General features: G+C 43.9%; 13 protein-coding genes. 12 read left to right on the top strand and 1 reads right to left on the bottom strand.

The features are described 5' to 3' along the window. Positions 1-7: 7 nt before the first annotated feature. A complete protein-coding gene (locus tag EO131_RS05310; protein ID WP_241243796.1) occupies positions 8-673 on the bottom strand; it encodes an arylesterase in 666 nt (221 codons plus the stop codon). 78 nt (positions 674-751) lie between these two features. Between EO131_RS05310 and EO131_RS05305 the strand changes: the two genes are divergently transcribed. The 12 genes from EO131_RS05305 (at position 752) to mgrA (ending at position 19886) form a co-directional block, all read left to right on the top strand. Next, positions 752-1429 (top strand): ABC transporter ATP-binding protein, encoded by a 678-nt coding sequence (locus EO131_RS05305; RefSeq protein ID WP_127019626.1) that lies wholly within the window; start codon positions 752-754, stop codon positions 1427-1429. A gap of 2 nt (positions 1430-1431) precedes the next feature. After that, a complete protein-coding gene (locus tag EO131_RS05300) occupies positions 1432-3972 on the top strand; it encodes an ABC transporter permease (RefSeq protein WP_127019624.1) in 2541 nt (846 codons plus the stop codon). 460 nt (positions 3973-4432) lie between these two features. Then, positions 4433-4987 (top strand): RNA polymerase sigma factor, encoded by a 555-nt coding sequence (locus EO131_RS05295; RefSeq protein WP_127019622.1) that lies wholly within the window; start codon positions 4433-4435, stop codon positions 4985-4987. A gap of 135 nt (positions 4988-5122) precedes the next feature. Continuing rightward, positions 5123-6298: a FecR family protein gene (locus EO131_RS05290; protein WP_127019620.1), complete on the top strand. Its 1176-nt coding sequence runs from the start codon at positions 5123-5125 to the stop codon at positions 6296-6298. Between the two features lie 68 nt (positions 6299-6366). Then, entirely contained in the window at positions 6367-9897 is a 3531-nt protein-coding gene (locus EO131_RS05285) for a TonB-dependent receptor (RefSeq protein WP_241243795.1), read from the top strand. A 17-nt stretch (positions 9898-9914) separates the two neighbouring features. Continuing rightward, complete coding sequence (locus EO131_RS05280) at positions 9915-11294, top strand: RagB/SusD family nutrient uptake outer membrane protein (RefSeq protein ID WP_127019618.1); 1380 nt, start codon at positions 9915-9917, stop codon at positions 11292-11294. Between the two features lie 203 nt (positions 11295-11497). Continuing rightward, positions 11498-12385, top strand: coding sequence for a PIG-L deacetylase family protein (locus EO131_RS05275; protein ID WP_127019616.1), 888 nt, complete (start codon positions 11498-11500; stop codon positions 12383-12385). A 49-nt stretch (positions 12386-12434) separates the two neighbouring features. Continuing rightward, positions 12435-13697 carry an MFS transporter gene (locus EO131_RS05270; RefSeq protein ID WP_127019614.1) on the top strand — a complete coding sequence of 421 codons (1263 nt, stop codon included), beginning with the start codon at positions 12435-12437 and terminating at the stop codon, positions 13695-13697. A 2-nt stretch (positions 13698-13699) separates the two neighbouring features. Then, positions 13700-14536 (top strand): ROK family protein, encoded by an 837-nt coding sequence (locus EO131_RS05265; RefSeq protein ID WP_127019612.1) that lies wholly within the window; start codon positions 13700-13702, stop codon positions 14534-14536. A gap of 21 nt (positions 14537-14557) precedes the next feature. Beyond that, positions 14558-17209, top strand: a complete 2652-nt coding sequence (locus EO131_RS05260) for an exo-rhamnogalacturonan lyase family protein (RefSeq protein ID WP_127019610.1) — start codon at positions 14558-14560, stop codon at positions 17207-17209. A gap of 90 nt (positions 17210-17299) precedes the next feature. Further along, positions 17300-18724: an SLC13 family permease gene (locus tag EO131_RS05255; RefSeq protein WP_127019608.1), complete on the top strand. Its 1425-nt coding sequence runs from the start codon at positions 17300-17302 to the stop codon at positions 18722-18724. A gap of 154 nt (positions 18725-18878) precedes the next feature. Next, entirely contained in the window at positions 18879-19886 is a 1008-nt protein-coding gene (gene mgrA / locus EO131_RS05250; RefSeq protein WP_127019606.1) for an L-glyceraldehyde 3-phosphate reductase, read from the top strand. The last annotated feature ends 23 nt before the right edge of the window (positions 19887-19909 follow it).

The raw sequence follows: 19909 nt of genomic DNA, 5'->3' as shown, positions 1-19909 counted from the left end.
ATTAAAATTAAAGTAGTGGGCCCAGAATATCCCAAACATTTTGGGCCACTATTTTTTGGCCCTCTACCGTGGGGTGTATCCCATCACCTTGATTGAGTTCGGGAATACCGGCCACATCTTCCAAAAGAAAGGGAATGAGGTGTACTTTTTCCGCCGATGCAAGATTTGGGAAGATGCCTTCAAATTCGGCTGTGTATTCCGGTCCCATATTCGGCGGAATCTTCATACCGGCCAAAATTATTTCAGCATTGGGCAGTTTGGTCCGGACCATTTCGACCATAGTTTCTAAATTGGATTTTGTTTCAGCCAAGGGAATACCCCGCAATCCATCATTGGCGCCGAGTTCTATGATAATGATGTCGATATCGTCCTCCAATACCCAGTCCAATCGATTTTTGCCACTTGCCGTGGTCTCTCCACTGAGTCCGGCATTGATCACAGTGTAATCCAATCCAAGGGAATCCAATTTTTGTTGTATCAATGCAGGAAAAGCTTGGCTCACTTCCAAGCCATATCCCGCGGTAAGACTGTCACCGAAAAAGAGAATTTTTTTTGTGGATACGGTGGGTTCATCCACCTGAATCACGCTATCGGTCTTGTCCGTGGAATTCTTCGTTGTGTTGTTTTTTTCACCACAACCCCAAAAAAGGACGAACAAAAAATAACAAAACATTAACGGCCTATGAGGGTATGGGGCTTTCTTGGTCATGATCTAATTTAGTATTTTGAAAAATTCAACCAAACGCGTGTTATGTCAAAGATATTAAAAGTTGAAAACCTCTCTAAAACCTATCGGAGTGGCGACCATGACCTCCATGTTCTCAATAAAGTTTCCTTTGAAGTAAACAGTGGTGAAACCTTTGCCATTGTGGGTCCTTCGGGCAGCGGCAAGACCACCTTGCTTGGGCTTTGTGCAGGTTTGGATACCACCGATGAAGGTGCAATATGGTTGTGTGGTCAAAATTTGGTCGATTTGGATGAAGATGGCAGGGCGCTTTTGCGAAATCAAAATGTAGGTTTTGTTTTTCAGGACTTTCAATTGCTGCCAACCTTAACCGCCGTGGAAAATGTTGTTGTGCCCTTGGAATTACGAGGGGTTAAAAAAGCGATGGATCAAGGAAAGGAGTTATTGGCAAAGGTGGGGTTGGCCGATCGGGCCAGTCATTACCCATCCCAATTATCCGGTGGGGAGCAACAACGTGTGGCTTTGGCCCGTGCGTTTGCCAACCAACCATCCATCCTTTTTGCTGATGAACCCACGGGTAACCTCGATGATGAAACCGGGACGAAAATAGAACAGTTGCTTTTTGATCTCAACAAAGAACAAGGTACGGCCCTGGTAATCGTGACCCATGATCTGGAACTGGCCCAAAAAACGGACAAAAGCATACGATTAAGATCCGGGAAAATCGAAGAAACCATAGGTTGATCATGGACAAGGAAAACAAAGCAGGGTTTTTGTGGCTATTGAAAATGGCATGGCGCGATGGCAAGGCGAGTTACGGTAAACTTTTATTGTTCGTTTTCTCCATAACTCTTGGCGTGGCCGCTGTGGTAAGTGTACAATCGTTTAGCCGATTGTTGAAAGAAAATATAGCCCAACAATCGAAAGAACTTTTAGGCGCCGATTTTCTTATTGAAAGTGATAAGCCCGTGAACGAAAAAGTGCAAGGCATTATCGATTCTTTGGGTGGGGCCGATGCCAGGGAAATCAATTTTTTGTCCATGGCCTCCTTTCCAGGTAATGAGGGCACCAAACTATTGGAAGTTAGGGGAGTGGAAACCGGTTTTCCCTTTTATGGGGATTTGGAAACCGAACCAACAGCTGCGGTAAATAGTTTCCGAAAAGGAGAAGCCTTGGTGGATGCCACCACCATGCTCCAATTTGGTTTAAAAGCAGGGGATAGCATTAAATTGGGGGCCATTACGCTGCCCATAGCTGGAGCTTTGGAAACCGTACCAGGCAGCACATCAGTATTCGGAGCCATTGCACCACCTGTGCTTATTCCTTTGGAATATATTGATGCCACTGGATTGATCCAGACAGGAAGCCGAATTGACTACAAATACTATTTTCAATCGGACGAAAACCAAGACTTGGAAATGCTGAATGATGAGCTTGGGCCTATTTTGGATGCAGAACAAGCGGATTTGGACACGCACCTTTCCGAGGCCAGACGCATGGGAAGGCGCTACGAAAACTTTGGAAAGTTTCTTAATTTGGTCGGGTTTATAGCCCTGTTGTTGGGTTGTGTTGGTATTGCCAGTGGTATGGGCATCTATGTGCAGATGAAATTGAAATCCATTGCAGTGCTCAAGTGTTTGGGAGCCTCCAAAAAACAGAGTTACCTCATCTTTTTTATTCAGATTGCCTGTATGGGCATCGTGGGAGGCCTATTGGGCACCCTTTTCGGTTATCTGCTCCAACAATTGTTCCCAGTGTTGCTAGGTGACCTAATTCCGGTGGAAGTGGGCATCACCTTGTCCCTGCAAAGTATTTTATTGGGACTTTCACTTGGTCTTGCCATGTCAGTACTTTTTGCATTGTACCCCCTAATGAAGACGTTGTATGTTTCACCCCTTGAGGCGTTGCGGGTGGTACAAGAAAACAGGTCGCGCTCCAAATTGGCGATCACGGCAGTGGGATTTGGCATTGTACTATTTGTATTCAGCTTTTCATTTTGGCTATTGGGTAATTTTCAACGCTCCTTATTTTTTGTGGTGGGACTTTTATTGGTTTATTTGATCCTTACCGGTATAGCGAATTTGTTCATGTGGCTATTGAAAAAGTTTTTCCCTCATTCCTGGGGATTCATTGCACGCCAGAGTTTGAAGAACTTATTCAGACCACAAAACCAAACATTGGTGTTGGTATTGGCCATCGGCATTGGCACCTTTCTGATCAGCACGCTCTACTTTACAAAAGATATGCTTTTGGAGAAAGCGGCCATTGAAGATCGGGCCAATAGCGCCAATATGATTTTGATGGACATCCAGACCCAACAGGTGGATGCTGTGGCAAAGACCATCGAATCTTCGGGAATTCCCGTTATCGATAAGATTCCCATTGTTACCATGCGGGTGGAATCCATTAAGGGTAGACCGGTAAACGAAATTCGCTCAGATTCCACGTCGCAAGTGAATCGTTGGATCTTGAACCATGAATTCCGAGTCACCTATCGCGATAGTATGATCAATTCGGAGCGTTTGTTGCATGGGGAATGGGTTTCCAATGTGGAAAAGAATGCCGACATCCCAATTTCGATAAGCAATGATTTTGCAAATATGGCCAAGGTCACCGTTGGTGATCCAGTGGCCTTCAATGTTCAGGGCAGGATCATGAATACGGAAGTTCGTAGTATCCGTGAAGTGGATTGGAGTAGGTTGCAGCCCAATTTTTCCATTGTGTTCCCAGCAGGAGTACTGGAAAATGCACCGCAATTTGGGGTAATGACCACCCGAACAAATAGCGATGAAGGCTCGGCCAAACTGCAACAACAATTGGTTCGGGAATTTCCCAATGTTTCCATCCTGGACCTGAAACGGATCCTTAGTCTTTTGGAGGAAATTTTGGGAAAGATTGGCTGGGTGATCAATTTTATGGCCTTCTTCAGCATATTTGTGGGTGTAGCGGTGCTCATGGGCGCCATTTATAGCAGTAAGCACCAACGTGTAAAACAAGGCGCACTGTTGCGGACCTTGGGAGCTAAAGGGGCACAGATTTTAAAAATGATTGCTATCGAATATGCCATTCTTGGCTTTTTAGGCGCTTTTATGGGTGTGTTGTTGGCAGTATTGGGCAGTTCCCTTTTGGCCTGGATGCTTTTTGAGACCACTTTTGCCCCATCATCCATACCATTTTTGATCATTCTTCCGGCAATTACGCTGTTGGTATTTGCGTTGGGAGTAGGGAACAGTATTGGTATTGTTCGCAATTCACCGTTGGCGGTCTTAAAAAAGGAGAAGGAGTAAAACGGGATCAAACCTCTATATTTTTCAATTTACCTTTTTCATTAAATTTTGGACCTATTTGGTGTAAACGTAGGGCTTGTGGTCCTAGAATACAATTCATTAAAAGAGTTTCAATTTTCAGGAACGGGAGATAACAGCCAATGTTCTCAGTTAACGAAAACGTTTTCATTTTTTCCGTAAAAACGTCATATGTAAAGTTTTTTTTATAATTTGTTGATGTTTTTTGGTAATACTTCTATTGGTTTTTTCAAATCGACACCTCAATAAAATGGTCTTTTGCCACCTTATTGAAGGGAATTCGGTCCGTTGGACCATTAAGGTACTTTCTTATAAATCATAGGTATTGTACAAATCAATTTGTACTATCTCTATGCTGAATGTGTAGAACGCGAATGGCAATGTCAACATTCTTTGATCGATCATGTTTTGTTGATGTTTCATTCTAAAAGAAAGGCTAAAAATGAACCGAAAACTAATTTTCGATGAGGATCTGCTGATTGGACAATTGAAAGAAGGAAACTCCAATGCCTTTAAACAAGTGTTCAAACTATACCATAAAGACCTTTGTAATTACATCCAGGCAATTTCAGGGAATGCCAAGTTGGCCGAGGATATCGCCCAACAAACCTTCATAAAGTTATGGGACAACAGGGAAAATCTGAATTTGCAGGAGGGTAAGCTTAAGCAATACATTTTCAGGATAGCCTACAATCAATTTGTGGATACCAAGCGAAAAAAGAAAAAGGAGTTTGAACTCCTTGAAAACCTCAAACATGCCGCCTATTTGGATTTAGTGGATACGGATGCCTCACTCTTTGAGGAAAAACTTAAAATGGTGGAACAAGAAATTGAAAATTTGCCTGAACAATGTAAGAAGGTCTTTATTATGAGTAAAAAGGAAGGGCTCAAATATCAGGAAATCTCCGACCGTCTCCATATTTCCATCAAAACAGTTGAGGTGCACATGGCCAAGGCGTTAAAACGATTACGTGCACAATTGACCATTTTCTTCTAATAGCCTCATTGTCTACAATGCACAATTCTAGACGTAAAGTCGACCTATCATCATTTTTTTTGTTAAAATTTTCAATTTGAGTAAGGGTTTTTGTAAAAACCTACGTCTGTTGGTTGTAGAGTTAAATTAATTCGAATGACCAAGCTCGATATCAGAAGAATAATTATCAGGTATATCAACCATGAAGCGACCCAAGAGGAACTTTCCATTCTTTATGAATGGGTAAAGAAGGGAAACAATGATGAAGTGTTCAAAAAGTTTGTTCAGGCCGATTTTTTGGTCAATTACCAAGATAAGAGCTGGGATTCCGAAGCGGCTTTCGAAGATTTTTTAAGATCTATTAAAAAGAACGAATCCAAAGGAGTGCGATCCATTATTGCCAGACCACATGTTTGGAAATATGCCGCAGCCGTTGTGGTGATCGTTGCGTCTTCCTTGTTTTTCTTTACCCAAAAGAATGTACAGGATAACATTGCCCCTCCAATTGACCCCAACATGATCACGCTGCAACTGGAGAACGGTGAAGTGATCAGTTTGGACCCGGATACCGATGTTACCCTAAAAAGCAAAACAGGGAATGCAGTGATATCCTTGGTTCATGGAGTTTTGAGTCAAGAAAGTGTTACCGACGAAAAAGAAATAGGTAAGGAAAACATTTTGCGGGTGCCCTACGGTAAGAAACTGTCGGTAACGCTTCAAGATGGATCGGTGGTGATGCTGAATTCTGGATCATCGCTGGTTTATCCCAATAGTTTTGAAGGTATGGACCAAAGAGTGGTCCAACTCAACGGAGAAGCTTTTTTCGAAGTGGCAAAAAATCCTGAGCAGCCATTTATAGTTCGAACTAAAGGTATGTATACCCAAGTTTTTGGAACCGTGTTCAATGTTGCCGCTTACGAAGAGGATGGTACGGAAGAAGTGGTCCTTGTTGAAGGATCTGTTGGGGTGGGCAAGCCAAATTCAGATGAAAAAGCAGGTCTTCAGATGATGGAGCCTTCCCAAAAACTTGCCAAAAGCGCGGAATCCGATACTGGCTTTGTATTGGAAAACGTAGACGTAACCCCATACATTTCTTGGACCAAGGGCATTTTGGCCTTCGAAAACGAAGCAATGACCAAGATCATAAAAAGGTTGGAGCGACAATATAACATTCAGATTGTCAATCAAAATGAAACATTGGGTGAGCGAAGGTTTACCGGTATGTTCGATGTGGAGGATATAGATCATGTGTTGAGGACAATCCAGGCCCACACCAACTTTAGTTACGAGAAACAAGGAAAGATAATAATGATAAAACCTAATAAACAATAGAGTGCCTATGATTTGAACTTAAACCAATGGACCAAAAAACAAATACTAACTAACTAGACTAATTCATTATGAGAAAAACCAATTTTAGCTGCTGTAAAGCACATAAGCTGTGCTTTGCGATGCTCTACAGTATGGTGCTGTTGCTGACCTGTAATTTTGGGTACGCCGCGGAAATGTCATGCGAACAGAATGATGTTGTTGCATTGACCATCAAAAACCAAGAGATGGGCACTGTGTTCGATAAAATCACGGAGTACACGGGTTACAAGTTTTTTTATGAAGCCACAGAGGTGGACCTAAACCGCAAGGTGACCGTTAACAAGTCCAATCTTTGTATAGAAGATTTTTTAAAAGAAGTATTTAAAGGAACAGATCTCACCTTCGAGGTCATAGCCCGACAGATTGTGGTTAAAAAACAGACCGAAGGAGCGCTTCCGTCGTTGACCCCGAAAAGTAAGATTGAACCTGACAATCCACAATCCAACCTTTCGGGCACTGTTTTGGATGAAGCTGGGGTTCCATTGCCAGGAGCAACAATTATTGCCAAAGGCACTTCAGTTGGCGCCACCACCGATTTCGACGGAAATTTTGAAATGACATTGCCCGCAGGGGTTACGGTGATACAGGTGACCTATATTGGGTACAGACCAAAAGAGGTAAACGTTGCTGGACTTACAACCGTAACCGTAACCATGCAACAAGATGCGGCAGCTTTGGAAGAGGTTGTTGTAGTGGGGTATGGTACCTTGGCAAAGACCAAAGTTACCGGTTCGGTAGTTTCCATTACACCTGAGACCATTGTTGAAGTACCGGCACTTACACCAGAAGGTGCCCTTATCGGGCAAGTTTCCGGGGTGCAGGTACAGGAGGTTTCCGGAGAACCGGGTGCTGCCCCAAACATTCGGGTAAGGGGTTCCGGATCTATCTCGGCAGGTAACGATCCGTTGTTCGTGGTCGATGGTATTCCAATTTCAAGGAATTTGACCTCGTCAAGTCAATTGGGGGGTGTTTCCAATAGACGTGCCGCTTTTCAGCCACCGACCATTAACCCTTTGGCGACGTTGAACCCCAACGATATCGAATCCATTCAGGTGTTGAAAGATGCCAGTGCTGCGGCCATTTATGGCTCCAGGGGTGGTAACGGGGTATTGTTGATCACCACCAAAAAGGGATCTAATTCTGAAGAAGGTATCTTTTCTTTTGATTCCTATGTAAGTATGCAATCCGTGGCCAATAAATTGGATCTGATGAATGCACAGGAGCTTATTGACTTTACCAGGGATGCACGGAACAATAACTACTTGGCTTCAGTGCCCGGTGCTTCCATAGATGATCCCATAGGACCAGGGGATAGGGGCAACGCTAACTATGAATTGCCCGAATCCTTTGTAAACTGGGATGGTACGGACACCGATTGGCAAGATTTGATCTTCAAGACCGGAATCGTTCAGAGCTATAATTTCTCCTATGCCTCGCCTGTGCGTAACAAAACAAGCTTTTATGCTTCCACGGGTTATTTTTCCCAAACAGGAATCATTGAAAAATCGAAGTTTGAAAGATATTCGGTGTTGTTGAACCTAAATTCGCAGCTCACTGAAAAATTGAACTTGGATCTGCGATTGGCGCCGACGGTGACCGAAAACCAAAGGGTACCGGCTTCGGCCCCTTATTTTGCGACACCCCCGGGTATCGTATACTCGGCCATTGTGCATTCTCCAACAGTGAGTCCATACAATCCGGATGGCACCATTAACCAGTTGAACAACCAATCCTACTTGGGAGGTGGTACCACAACGGCCAGTAATCCATTGGCGATCATTGAAGCGGTGGACGATCAAATTTTTCAGTTTCAGACTAGGGGAACATTGGGCTTGACCTATGATATCTTACCAGAACTGAGCTTCAAAACATTTGGAGGTGTCTACATCAACCTTTTCAACCAAGATTTTTACAGGGCCAACACCCTGTTATTCCGAAATTCTGCGGATGGAAACCCATATGGTCAGGCATCTTCATCAACAGAGACCAACTGGCTTTGGGAAAATACATTGAGCTGGAAAAAAGAATTCGGTGATCACTACATCGATGCCGTTTTGGGATATACCGCCCAAAAAGACAATTTGGCACTGAAAAGTGTGCTTGCCAACAATTATCCTGATGATCTTGTTCCAACCATAAGTGGTGGACAGGTGTTCGGTGGTACTTCGGTAAAAGAGCAATGGTCGTTGTTGTCTTCCCTTTTTAGGGTCAATTATAGCTTCAAGGACAAATACCTTTTTACAGGAACCATTCGATCTGACAAATCTTCAAGGTTCGGTAAAAATAACCAAACAGGTTACTTTCCCTCTTTTTCTGTGGGATGGCGTTTGAACGAGGAAGATTTCTTGGCCGATTCCGAGACCATTTCAGAACTGAAGCTGCGAATGAGCTGGGGCCAGACAGGGAACTTTGAAATCCCTAACTATGGTGCAGTGGGATTGTTGTCCCCACAAAACTACAACCTTGGCGGTAACGAAATCAATGGTTTGGTGCAAAGTACCATTCCCAATCCGAACTTGACTTGGGAAAAATCAGAGCAAGTGGATATAGGGGTTGAGCTTGGTTTGTTCAATAACAGGGTATTCCTTTTGGCCGATTATTACGATACCAAAACGAGGGACCTATTGTTGAACGTGGCTATTTCCTCCGTTTCTGGTTTTGAAACCACGCTCCGTAATTTGGGTGAGGTTCAAAACAGAGGATTTGAAATTGCATTGAGCACCAAAAACTTTGTTGGTGACTTTACGTGGAATACCGATATCAATTTTGCCACCAACAAAAATGAAGTACTTTCCCTGAACGAGGACAACGAGCCCATCTATTCATCGGGAAGTGCCGGTGTGCGCCACGTAACCCGTGTTGGCGATCCGATTGGTAGTTATTACGGTTATGTGGTGGATGGCATCTACCAAACTCAGGCCGATTTGGACAATGCACCTGTAGACACACAGGCACCGAACCCCGGTTTGGGAGATTTTAGGTTCAAGGACATTAATGGTGATGGCCAGATCACTCCGGATGATAGGACGGTAACAGGTAGTTATTTTCCTGATTTCACTTGGGGGGTGAACAACAGGCTTACGTACAAGAACATCGATTTTAGTTTCTTGATCCAAGGCGTGGAGGGCAATGAGATATTGAACCTAACATCGCGCCACATGAAAAATGGTGAAGCGAATTTTAATTCCTATGCCATTTTCAATGAACGATGGAGATCACCATCAGATCCAGGGAATGGCAGTGTACCAAGGGCAGATCGGGAATCCGGTAACCATGGCAACAATAACAGACCTTCATCTTTTCAGGTAGAAGATGGTTCCTATGTGCGTTTGCGTAACGTGACCCTGGGTTATACGTTGCCCACCGATAACTTGTTTGGAAACAAGATTCAAAGACTGCGTTTTTATGTAACAGGGACCAATCTTTTTACCATCACCGATTATCTGGGATACAACCCAGAGGTTAGTAATATAACCACCAGCAGTTTAACACCTGGGGAGGATTATGGTGCATTTCCATTGACCAAGTCCTTCACCGTCGGCTTAAACCTAAAGTTCTAACCTAAAAAAACGGAAAAATGAAACGAATTCTATATATAATGCTTTGTACCTCCATGATCATGGGGTGTAGTGAAGATTTTACCGATTTGGCACCCATTTCCAATAGAAATGAGGCGGACTTTTACAATTCATCCGATGATTTTGAGGTAGCCATAAATGCAAGTTATGCAGGCCTTCAGAGCACGGGCGTATATGGTCGTGGGTATTGGACCATGTTTGAAATGCGGAGCGACAATACCGACCAAGGTCCCGACGCAACAGGTTTGGCCAGGCAATACACCGAAATCAATTCCTTTACCGAAGATGCTTTGAACGAACAGGTAACCTCAGCTTGGAGCGAATCCTATAAAGTGATTGCCAATTGTAATGTGATTCTAAGCCGCATTCCAAACGTTGAAATGGAAACAGCTGCCAAGAACCGGGTTACGGGCGAGGCTTTGTTCATTAGGTCTTTGGTGTATTACCACATGGCCATTGCTTTTGGAAACATTCCTTTGCAATTGGAGCCATTTGTATCTGGTGACGAATTGGTACAGGTAAACGAGGATACCGTATTGCAACAGCTGGTAACTGACCTCATGCAAGCCGAAGAACTGCTTCCTGTTTCGTATTCGGGCAGTCTGGTAGGTAAGGCCACCAAAGGTGCAGCGGCAACTTTGCTTGCAAAAGTATTGTTGACCCTGGGCGATAATTCGGCAGCAGAAACCGTATTGCGACGCATCATTGCCAACTACGGTTATGAATTGTTGCCCGATTATGCCAATTTATGGGGTGTTTCCAACGAAAACAACGCCGAGTCCATATTTGAGGTACAGTACATCAGCGGAGGTATTGGACAGGGAAGTCTGTTTACCAACGATTTTTCACCCAGTACCGATTTGCAGACCGGTTCCGGTTTTGGCAGAAACCGTCCTACCGTTTCCATGTTGGAAGCCTATGAGGCGGGCGATTTGAGGTACGATGCCTCCATGGGCGATTCCTATGTGAATCTTGAAGGCGAAGTGGTAGAGGCCAGGTATATCAAAAAATACCAATCCGACCTTGCCATTGAAAACGACTCGGACATCAACTTTGTCGTGTTCAGGTATGCCGATGTATTGTTGATGTTGGCCGAAGCTTTGGGTGAGACCGCCGAAAGTTATGATCTGATCAATGAAGTAAGGAACAGGGCTGGATTGGCAGATATTGATGCTGCCACACCTGGCACTTTCGAGGAAAAACTGCTCCATGAAAGAAGGGTGGAATTGGCATTTGAGAACCATAGATGGCCAGATTTAAAGCGTTTTGGCGCAGTTGGCAAGATCATCGAGGCCGAACCTTTCATTACCGGTACCAGGGAATACTTTTTTATTCCGCAACGGGAAATGGACATCAATCCAAATTTTGTACAGAATTAATAATCGCGCAAAAGGCGACCAAAGATTGTTTTCATAATTGTGATTGTTTGATTGACGAGGTCCCATACCATACGCCTACTTATGAATCTATGGGCATTTTAAGAGGCTGATCACAACTGATAATGAAACAGAAAGACGGTGGTGTCCAAAGACACGGCCAGGTAACCAATTGCCATAAAACAATGAATAAATCCATTTATAAAATGAGAAAATTACTATTGACATTTTGCCTATGCTTTGCCGTTGCAATAGTGGGGGCGCAAGAAAAAAAAGTACTCAACATCATTGCCATCGGGGCGCACCCTGATGATTGTGATTCCAAGTTTGGGGGAACGGCGGCTTTGTTTGCCAAAATGGGCCATAATGTTAAGTTTTTGGCCCTTACCAATGGCGATGCAGGCCATCAGAGTATGGGCGGAGGCCCGTTGGCAAAAAAACGTAGACAAGAGGCCAAGGATGCCGCAAAGGCCCTGGGCATTGCGGAATATGAAGTGTTGGACAACCACGATGGTGAATTGTTTCCAACTTTGAACGTGAGGTTGGAGGTAATCCGAAGAATACGTGATTGGAACGCCGATATCGTGTTGGGTCTTAGACCAAACGATTATCATCCAGACCATAGAAATGCAGGGTCCGTTGTTCAGGATGCCGCCTATATGAACATTGTGCCCAACGTGGCACCGGATACCCCACCTTTGAAAAAGAACCCGGTATTTCTCTATATGAGTGATCACTTTAAAAAGCCCTATCCGTTCCAAAAGGATATTGCCGTGATAGTTGACGATGTTATCGACACCAAGGTTAAGGGACTGGCCGCCCACGATTCCCAAATGTTCGAATGGTTGCCTTGGACCAATGGCACCGATCTATCCACCATACCCACCGGTGAGCAGGAAAGGTTGGCCTGGTTAAAAGATAAATGGATGAACAGAAAACCAGATGCCAGCACCTTGGAAGTGGTGAAAAAATGGTATCCCAATGCCGATATTTCAAAGGTGAAGCAAGTGGAGTTTTTCGAAATCTGTGAATATGGAAAACAACCCACCGAAGCTGAGATCAAAGAATTGTTCCCCATGTTGGGGTCAAAATAAAATACACTGACCACCCAGGAAAATCCAAACAAATATAACCGACCACTAAATGGAGACCAGCAAGCCCAAGACCAAAAGATATATCCACCTGATTGCCTTGGTAATGATCGTGTTCTTTGTGATATCGTTCATTACCAATATTCTGAATTCGATCATTGTGGATGTAAAGGATAGTTTTGATCTGAGCCTAACATTAACAGGACTCTTGCCTTTCACTTTCTTTATTGCGTATGGAATTATGTCCATTCCCGCTGGATTCCTAACCGAAAAGTATAGTGAGAGAACCCTACTTTCCTTGTCTTTTTTGGTCATGGCGCTTGCTTCCCTGGGTTTTGCCCTATTTCCACAATACGGAGTGTTCAGTATAACCCTGTTTACCTTGGGGTGTTGTATGGCCGTTTTACAGGTCATCATCAATCCCATGCTTCGGGTGGCCGGGGGAGAAGAGCACTTTGCGTTCAATTCGGTGCTGGCACAATTGGTATTTGGGGCTGCCTCGTTCTTAAGTCCTTACCTCTATAAATATTTGGTCAATAATAAGCCTTCAACAAGTGGAACAATCGCAGAAGTATTACGTGGTTGGGTGCCTCAAAATTTGCCATGGGCATCTCTTTATATCGTTTTTGCGGCTATTTCCATGCTGCTCTTTGTTTATGTACTTGTCACCAAATATCCCAAGTTTGAAAAGAAAGAAGATGAACAGGCTGGTGATAAGAGATCCTATTGGGACTTGTTGAAGAACAAATGGACCATTCTATATTTCTTGGGCATCTTTTGCTATGTGGGAACAGAGCAGGGAGTGGGCAATTGGATTTCACAGTTCCTTTATCAGTATCATGATCTAGATCCACAGACTATTGGCGCGGACACTGTATCCTACTTTTGGGCCATGTTAACAGTAGGATGTCTGCTGGGCCTGCTGCTGTTGAAGTTTATGGACAGCCGAAAACTACTGATTTTGGCTACGGCCATTACCATTGGCAGTCTTGTTTTGGCATTGACGGGATCGCCCCAAATGGCTCTCATCGGTTTTCCCATGGTAGGATTCTTTATATCCGTCATGTACTCCATCATTTTTTCATTGGCGCTCAATTCGGTAAAGGAACATCACGGTTCGCTATCCGGCATTCTTTGTACGGGTATAGCGGGCGGAGCTGTTATTCCTTTCATAGTGGGAGGACTGGGCGAGCTGTTAACATTACGATCCGGTATGTTCTTTTTGCTGATTCCCTTGGCTTTCATTTTTACCATAGGATTTTGGGCCAAGCCATTGGTCAACAATAAGACAATAAGTCTAAAAAAAGAAAAGTGATCATGGAGAAGGAAATATTGGGGATTGACATTGGTGGGACCAAGATAAAATTGGGCAAGGTTAAGGGAAGAGAGGTCCTTAAGAGCCATATTATCGACGTTGATCCCAGCGACTCTGTGGAAGTTTCCTTGGAAAAGCTTTACGATGCAATCGATACAATAATAACCGATTCCATTGAAGCCATTGGCATAGGTGTCCCCGCCGTGGTGGATCCGGAGTCCGGTGTAGTGTATGATGTACAGAACATTCCGTCTTGGAAAGAAGTTCCAATGAAGGATTTGATTCAGGACAGATATCAAATACCCGCACACATAAACAACGACGCCAATTGCTTTGCGTTGGGTGAAAAATATTTTGGAAAGGCCATGGACCATGCAAACTGTGTGGCCCTTTCCTTGGGTACTGGACTCGGTATGGGCATTATCATTAACAACGAGCTCTACAATGGGGTTTTGTGTGGAGCAGGAGAGGTGGGCATGCTCCCGTACAAAGACAAAATTTTGGAGCATTATGCAGGTAGCTTCTTTTTTGATGGGAAGTATGGGCAATCTGCCAAGGAGTTGTATAAAAAGGCCTTGATGAATGATTCCACCGCCTTAATGGCCTTTGGAGAGTATGGTGTGCATTTGGGAGAGGCCATCAAGGCCATCCTATACATGTTTGCGCCCGAAGCCATAATTCTTGGTGGATCCATAAGTCGTGCCTACACTTTTTTTGAAAAGTCGTTGCAATCCGCATTGGACACTTTCGCCTATCAAAAACAATTGGAACATTTTAAAATTGAAACATCAGATTTGGTGGATTCGCCCGAGTTGGGTGCAGCTGCACTTTGTCTGTAATTGAATAACCTAAGTTATAAAATGAGAATAGTAACACTAATATTGCTGGCATGTTTCATATTGAAATCTTGTACACCAGCCAAACCTGGTAAACAAGTTGCCATCACCATTGAGAATAACAAGCTCGGTGCTCCTGTTACCTTGGGCATACCTTTCCCCAAAGGGGAACTACAATCGGTAGACCATGTACGGTTACTTACGTCAGACGGTAAAGAAATTCCCTGCCAGACCACAGAGGTGACCAATTGGGGACCATTGGATAACAGTATCAAATGGGCTTGGGTCTTCTTTTTCGCTGAAGAAGGTTCCGATTATATTTTGGAATACGGCGAAGATGTAGTACCCATGTTGCCCACAGAAAAGATTGTTTCAATGAACAATATGAGGCCCCAAGGAGGTATCGATGTCAATACAGGACCGATTTCCTTCTCCATTCATAAAAAGGGTAATGGATTTTTGGATGAGGTATATCTGGATTCCAATAATGACAGGGAATTTCAAGAAGATGAATTGATAGCCACCTCGCCAGAAAAGAACAGGGGCTCGTTTTTAGATCTATTGGACGATGCTGGGGTAGATTCGTCAAAAGCAGTGATCAATGAGGTCTTTCGTGAAAAAGGTTCCGGACCAATGCATTCCATATTTAGGGTGGAAGGTACCTATACCTATGATCGTCCCGATAACAATCTTTCTCCCTTTACCCTTTGGTTACATGCCTATGCCGGAAAAAGCTACATCAAGGTGTTGCATACCATGACCTATACCGGTGTACCGGATAAGCACAAACAGCAGGAGGGGCAACATGCCAACATAGCCACACAGAACAAAAAAATAATATCGGAAGATACTGAGGACGATATGGGTTGGACACAGCCAAATGATCAAATTGCAGCCTGTGGACTACAGTTCAAGTACCATTTGGATGATGATGTCAGCGTTACCATGCCTATGTTCAAAGGAAGCTGGTTGGATTCCGACTCAGGTGCTGTAATGCAAGAAGTGGCAATAAACGGACAAACTCCGGTGGAATTGCTACAGCAGGGCCCCGATAGAAAGGAAAGCACAAGTTTACGAAGCCTTTATCGGAACGGGTTTAAAACAGAGGATAACAAGGAAAGTAAGGGAGATACCCCCACATTCAGAGCAACTATTACAAAAGGAGACGAAAAAGTCGCCGAATCCCAGAGGGCCAAAGGATGGCTTAACGTCTCTGATGGAAAGCGTGGAGTTGGGGTAGGTATCAAGAATTTTTTGAAGGAATATCCAAAAGGAATTGAGATGGATCCAACAACCAAAACGTTGGTGGGAAGCATTTGGCCCAAAAACAATGGCCCCATGAGTTTTGCAAGGCACAATACTGAACCCGACGGAGAAATGTTGGATAATTTTGCCCAAGGAATCACCAAGACCACGGAGTTCATTTACTATTTCCATAACAGTGAGGAAGCTGATTCGGTAGGTCAAAAAATGGATTATGTTTTGGATGCCCCGGTCGCCCATGCATCTCCGGAATGGTATACAGGTTCCAAAGTTTATGGCAATATGGCGCCCTTTTCAACGCAGTACCCTGAGTTTGAAAATGCAATGCAGTATAAATTCGAGTGGTGGGCTTACAATCAAAAACACGAACCGTGGTACGGAATGTTCGATTATGGCGATGGTAAGACCTATTTTTTCAATGGAAACTGGGTACAATGGACCAATAACGAGCCTACTGTGGACTTTATGCTTTGGACCAATTTTATGAGGACAGGAGACCCAAAGTATTTTAATCTGGCACAGGCCATGAGCCGGCATACGATGGATGTGGACAACATACATTGGCCCAAAAAACGTACATATTTTGGAGAGATCAACGATGCCATTGACTTTTGGAACTACGAAGATGAACCAGAATCAACGCCTTATCTGGGTATAGGGCGACGACATGCAAACGAGCATTGGTATGCCTTGCTTAGTGCCCATGTTTGGATACAGGGTTGGATTGCCTCTTACTACCTGTCTGCCGATCATCGGGCGCTGGAAGTCGCCAAAATGACCGGCGATACCTATCTGAAACGAATTTGGGGTGAGCATGATCTTCGAGGAAGGCGATTATACCTCTCAGTGTTGAATTTGGTGGAACTGTATGATGCCACCAAACTTGAAAAATACAAGAAGGAATTGGATGAGCGAGTACGATTGATGTTGGAGTTCCAGGAACGTCAGGGCGGTAACCTTTTGCTCGATAGGTATGGCTATGCCCAAACCTATGTGGCCCAAGGTTTGTACAAGTACCAGCAGATTACGGGAGATGAGAAAGTTCGTAAAGCCCTTTTGGACCATGCCAGATGGGTCAGGGATGTTCCTCCACTAAACCATGAAATGGAATCCTATTTGGCCACCATTTATCCGTTATTGCTCGGCTATGAGATAAGTGGGGAAATGGTCTACTTCAATGAAGCATTGGCTCGGGCCAATGTCCTTAAAATTGGAGTGTTGCCCAAAAATCCGCAGGATTATGCCAATGCACAGGAATTCAGCGATGATTTGGTGAAGATTTCCAATTTGCCTAAAAGTGAAAAGAGATTTACCAATTGGGAAACAAATCAAGGCCTTCGCGTTTTTGGTTGGACCCACGCGTACAATATTCCTTATCTGCTGTATTGGATGGAAAATATGCATAAGAATTAGAAAATGTAATCTTCGAGGTTGGGGCGATCGGATGTTTGTTCGGCGCCCCTTTTTTTATTGTAATTACATAACCAAACCAACTGATTAAAAATGACATATAAACGTATAGGTTTTGTACTCGGACCACTTCTATTTGTGCTTGTCCATGTTTTTTTTAAAGGCGAAGGTTTATCGGAGCAAGGCCGGGATATATTGGCGGCGACAGTATGGATAGGTGTTTGGTGGATTTTGGAAGTGTTGCCCATTGCGGCAACGGCCTTACTTCCCATAGTTCTCTTCCCGCTAATGGGTACAGTGGGACTTGGTGAGACAACGGCCAGTTATGGGCACAAATACGTTTTTTTATATATGGGGGGCTTCATGTTGGCCATGGCCATTGAAAAATGGGGACTGCATAAGCGAATTGCTCTATACATTATCAAGGCTATTGGTACGAATATGTACACCATTGTACTGGGATTCATGGTGGCCACTGCCTTTTTATCCATGTGGATTTCCAATACGGCAACCACGGTAATGGTACTTCCAATGGCAATTTCCATTGTTAAACAACTCAAGGACAATCCTGCAACTCCTGAAGATGAGAATGCCATCTTTAGTAAATTGTTGATGCTCGCCATTGCGTATGCGGCTTCCATCGGGGGCATTGCAACGTTGATTGGAACCCCACCCAATCTTGTTTTTGCCGGTTTTGTGCAAAAAACATATGGAGTGGATATTACCTTCTGGCAATGGATGAAGTTTGGCCTTCCTGTATCCATTTTACTATTGGTTCTGGCATGGTTATATCTCACGCGGTTAGCCTATCCGCTAAAACAGGGACAATTTCCTGGCGGAAAAAAGGAAATTGAACGTTTGATTCGGGAATTGGGGCCCATGAAACATGAAGAAAAACTCGTTTTAACGGTGTTTGTGCTCACGGCCATCTGTTGGATTACCCGATCATTTGTCCTGCAAAAATTCATGCCGAATATTGACGATACCATCATTGCCATAGGAGCTGCACTTGTTTTGTTCATGTTGCCTACAGGTAAGGGAAGGACAGTATTGAATTGGGAAGAAGCCGTAAAGATTCCCTGGGGCATCATATTGTTGTTTGGTGGGGGCATGGCCATTGCCAACGGTTTTGAAGAAACAGGCCTGGCCAGTTACTTGGGCAGTCAAATGGCATTTTTTGAAGGCTTGCCATTGCTGCTACTATTGCTTTTGATCATTACAAGCATTAACTTTTTAACAGAGGTGACCTCCAATTTGGCAACAACGGCGATGATGCTACCCGTTTTGGCCCCTTTGGCACTTACCTTGCAAATTGATCCATTTCTGTTATTGGTGGCTTGTACTTCCGCTGCTTCTTGCGCATTTATGCTACCTGTGGCAACACCGCCCAATGCGGTGGTTTTTGGTTCTGGTTATCTTAGGATACCGGATATGGTCCGTTCAGGTATTTTGATGAATCTAATATCGATTATAGTTGTCGCCTTGGCCGTTTATCTGCTGCTACCGATGCTATGGTAATCGCAATGAAAGTTAGGGTATAGCATTTTTTGGGAAACTATTGCTAAAGACTGATTGTTCTTTCTTTGGCTTTCATTTTCAATTTAATCCCCTATTTTTATTAGCTGCAAACAGTGCTTCTGTAGCTATTTTATTAATAATTGATTGATACTAAATGAACTACCAACCCAATTCCGATCGATACAACAAGATGACCTATAACCGCTGTGGTAATAGCGGACTTCTATTACCTGCTTTTTCATTGGGTCTGTGGCATAATTTTGGCCATATGGACGACTTTGACAATGCACGGACCATCGTTCGTAAAGCATTTGATGCTGGCATTACCCACTTTGACCTGGCCAATAATTATGGTCCACCGGCTGGATCGGCCGAGACCAACTTCGGGAAAATCTTCAAATCGGATTTGGCAGCTTATCGAGATGAGGTCATCATCAGTACCAAAGCGGGCTGGAAAATGTGGGATGGGCCTTATGGCGATTTCGGTTCCAAAAAATACCTAGTCGCCAGTTTAGATCAGAGTTTAAAACGAATGGGTCTGGATTATGTGGATATTTTCTATCACCATCGACCCGATCCAGCAACGCCCTTGGAAGAAACCATTGGGACCTTGGACCTAATGGTTCGGCAAGGGAAAGCACTTTATGTGGGTATTTCCAGTTATTCTGCGGAGGAAACAACAGAAGCCCTAAAAATGTTCAAGGAATTGGGAACCCCGTGTTTGATCCATCAACCGAGATATTCCATGTTCGATAGGTGGATAGAAGATGGCTTGCTGGATGTACTGGGACAAGAGGGTGTGGGATGCATTGTTTTTTCACCTTTGGAGCAAGGCCTGTTGACCAATAAATACCTGAAGGGAATCCCAGCATCTTCCCGAGCGGCTTCAGGTCGCGGCAATGGAGCCATCGAAGCGGACCAAATAACACCGGAAAAATTGGAAACTGTCCGTAAACTTAATGAAGTGGCCCAAAAAAGAGGACAATCGCTGGCGCAAATGGCCCTCTCATGGGCAAAGCGTGATCCACGTGTCACTTCTGTTTTGTTGGGGGTCAGTCGTCCGGAACAGCTGGAAGACTCATTGGAGGCGTTGAAAAATCCAGATTTTGACGAGGCTGAATTGAATACATTGGAAAATATTCTTTCAGGAAAATCCAATTAAAAACAAGAATATTTCTAAATAAA

This window comes from Flagellimonas beolgyonensis, from assembly GCF_003992615.1.
In the GTDB taxonomy this organism is placed as follows: domain Bacteria; phylum Bacteroidota; class Bacteroidia; order Flavobacteriales; family Flavobacteriaceae; genus Flagellimonas; species Flagellimonas beolgyonensis.
Note: the sequence above shows the minus strand (reverse complement) of the source record. Positions and strands in the feature narration are given on the sequence as shown.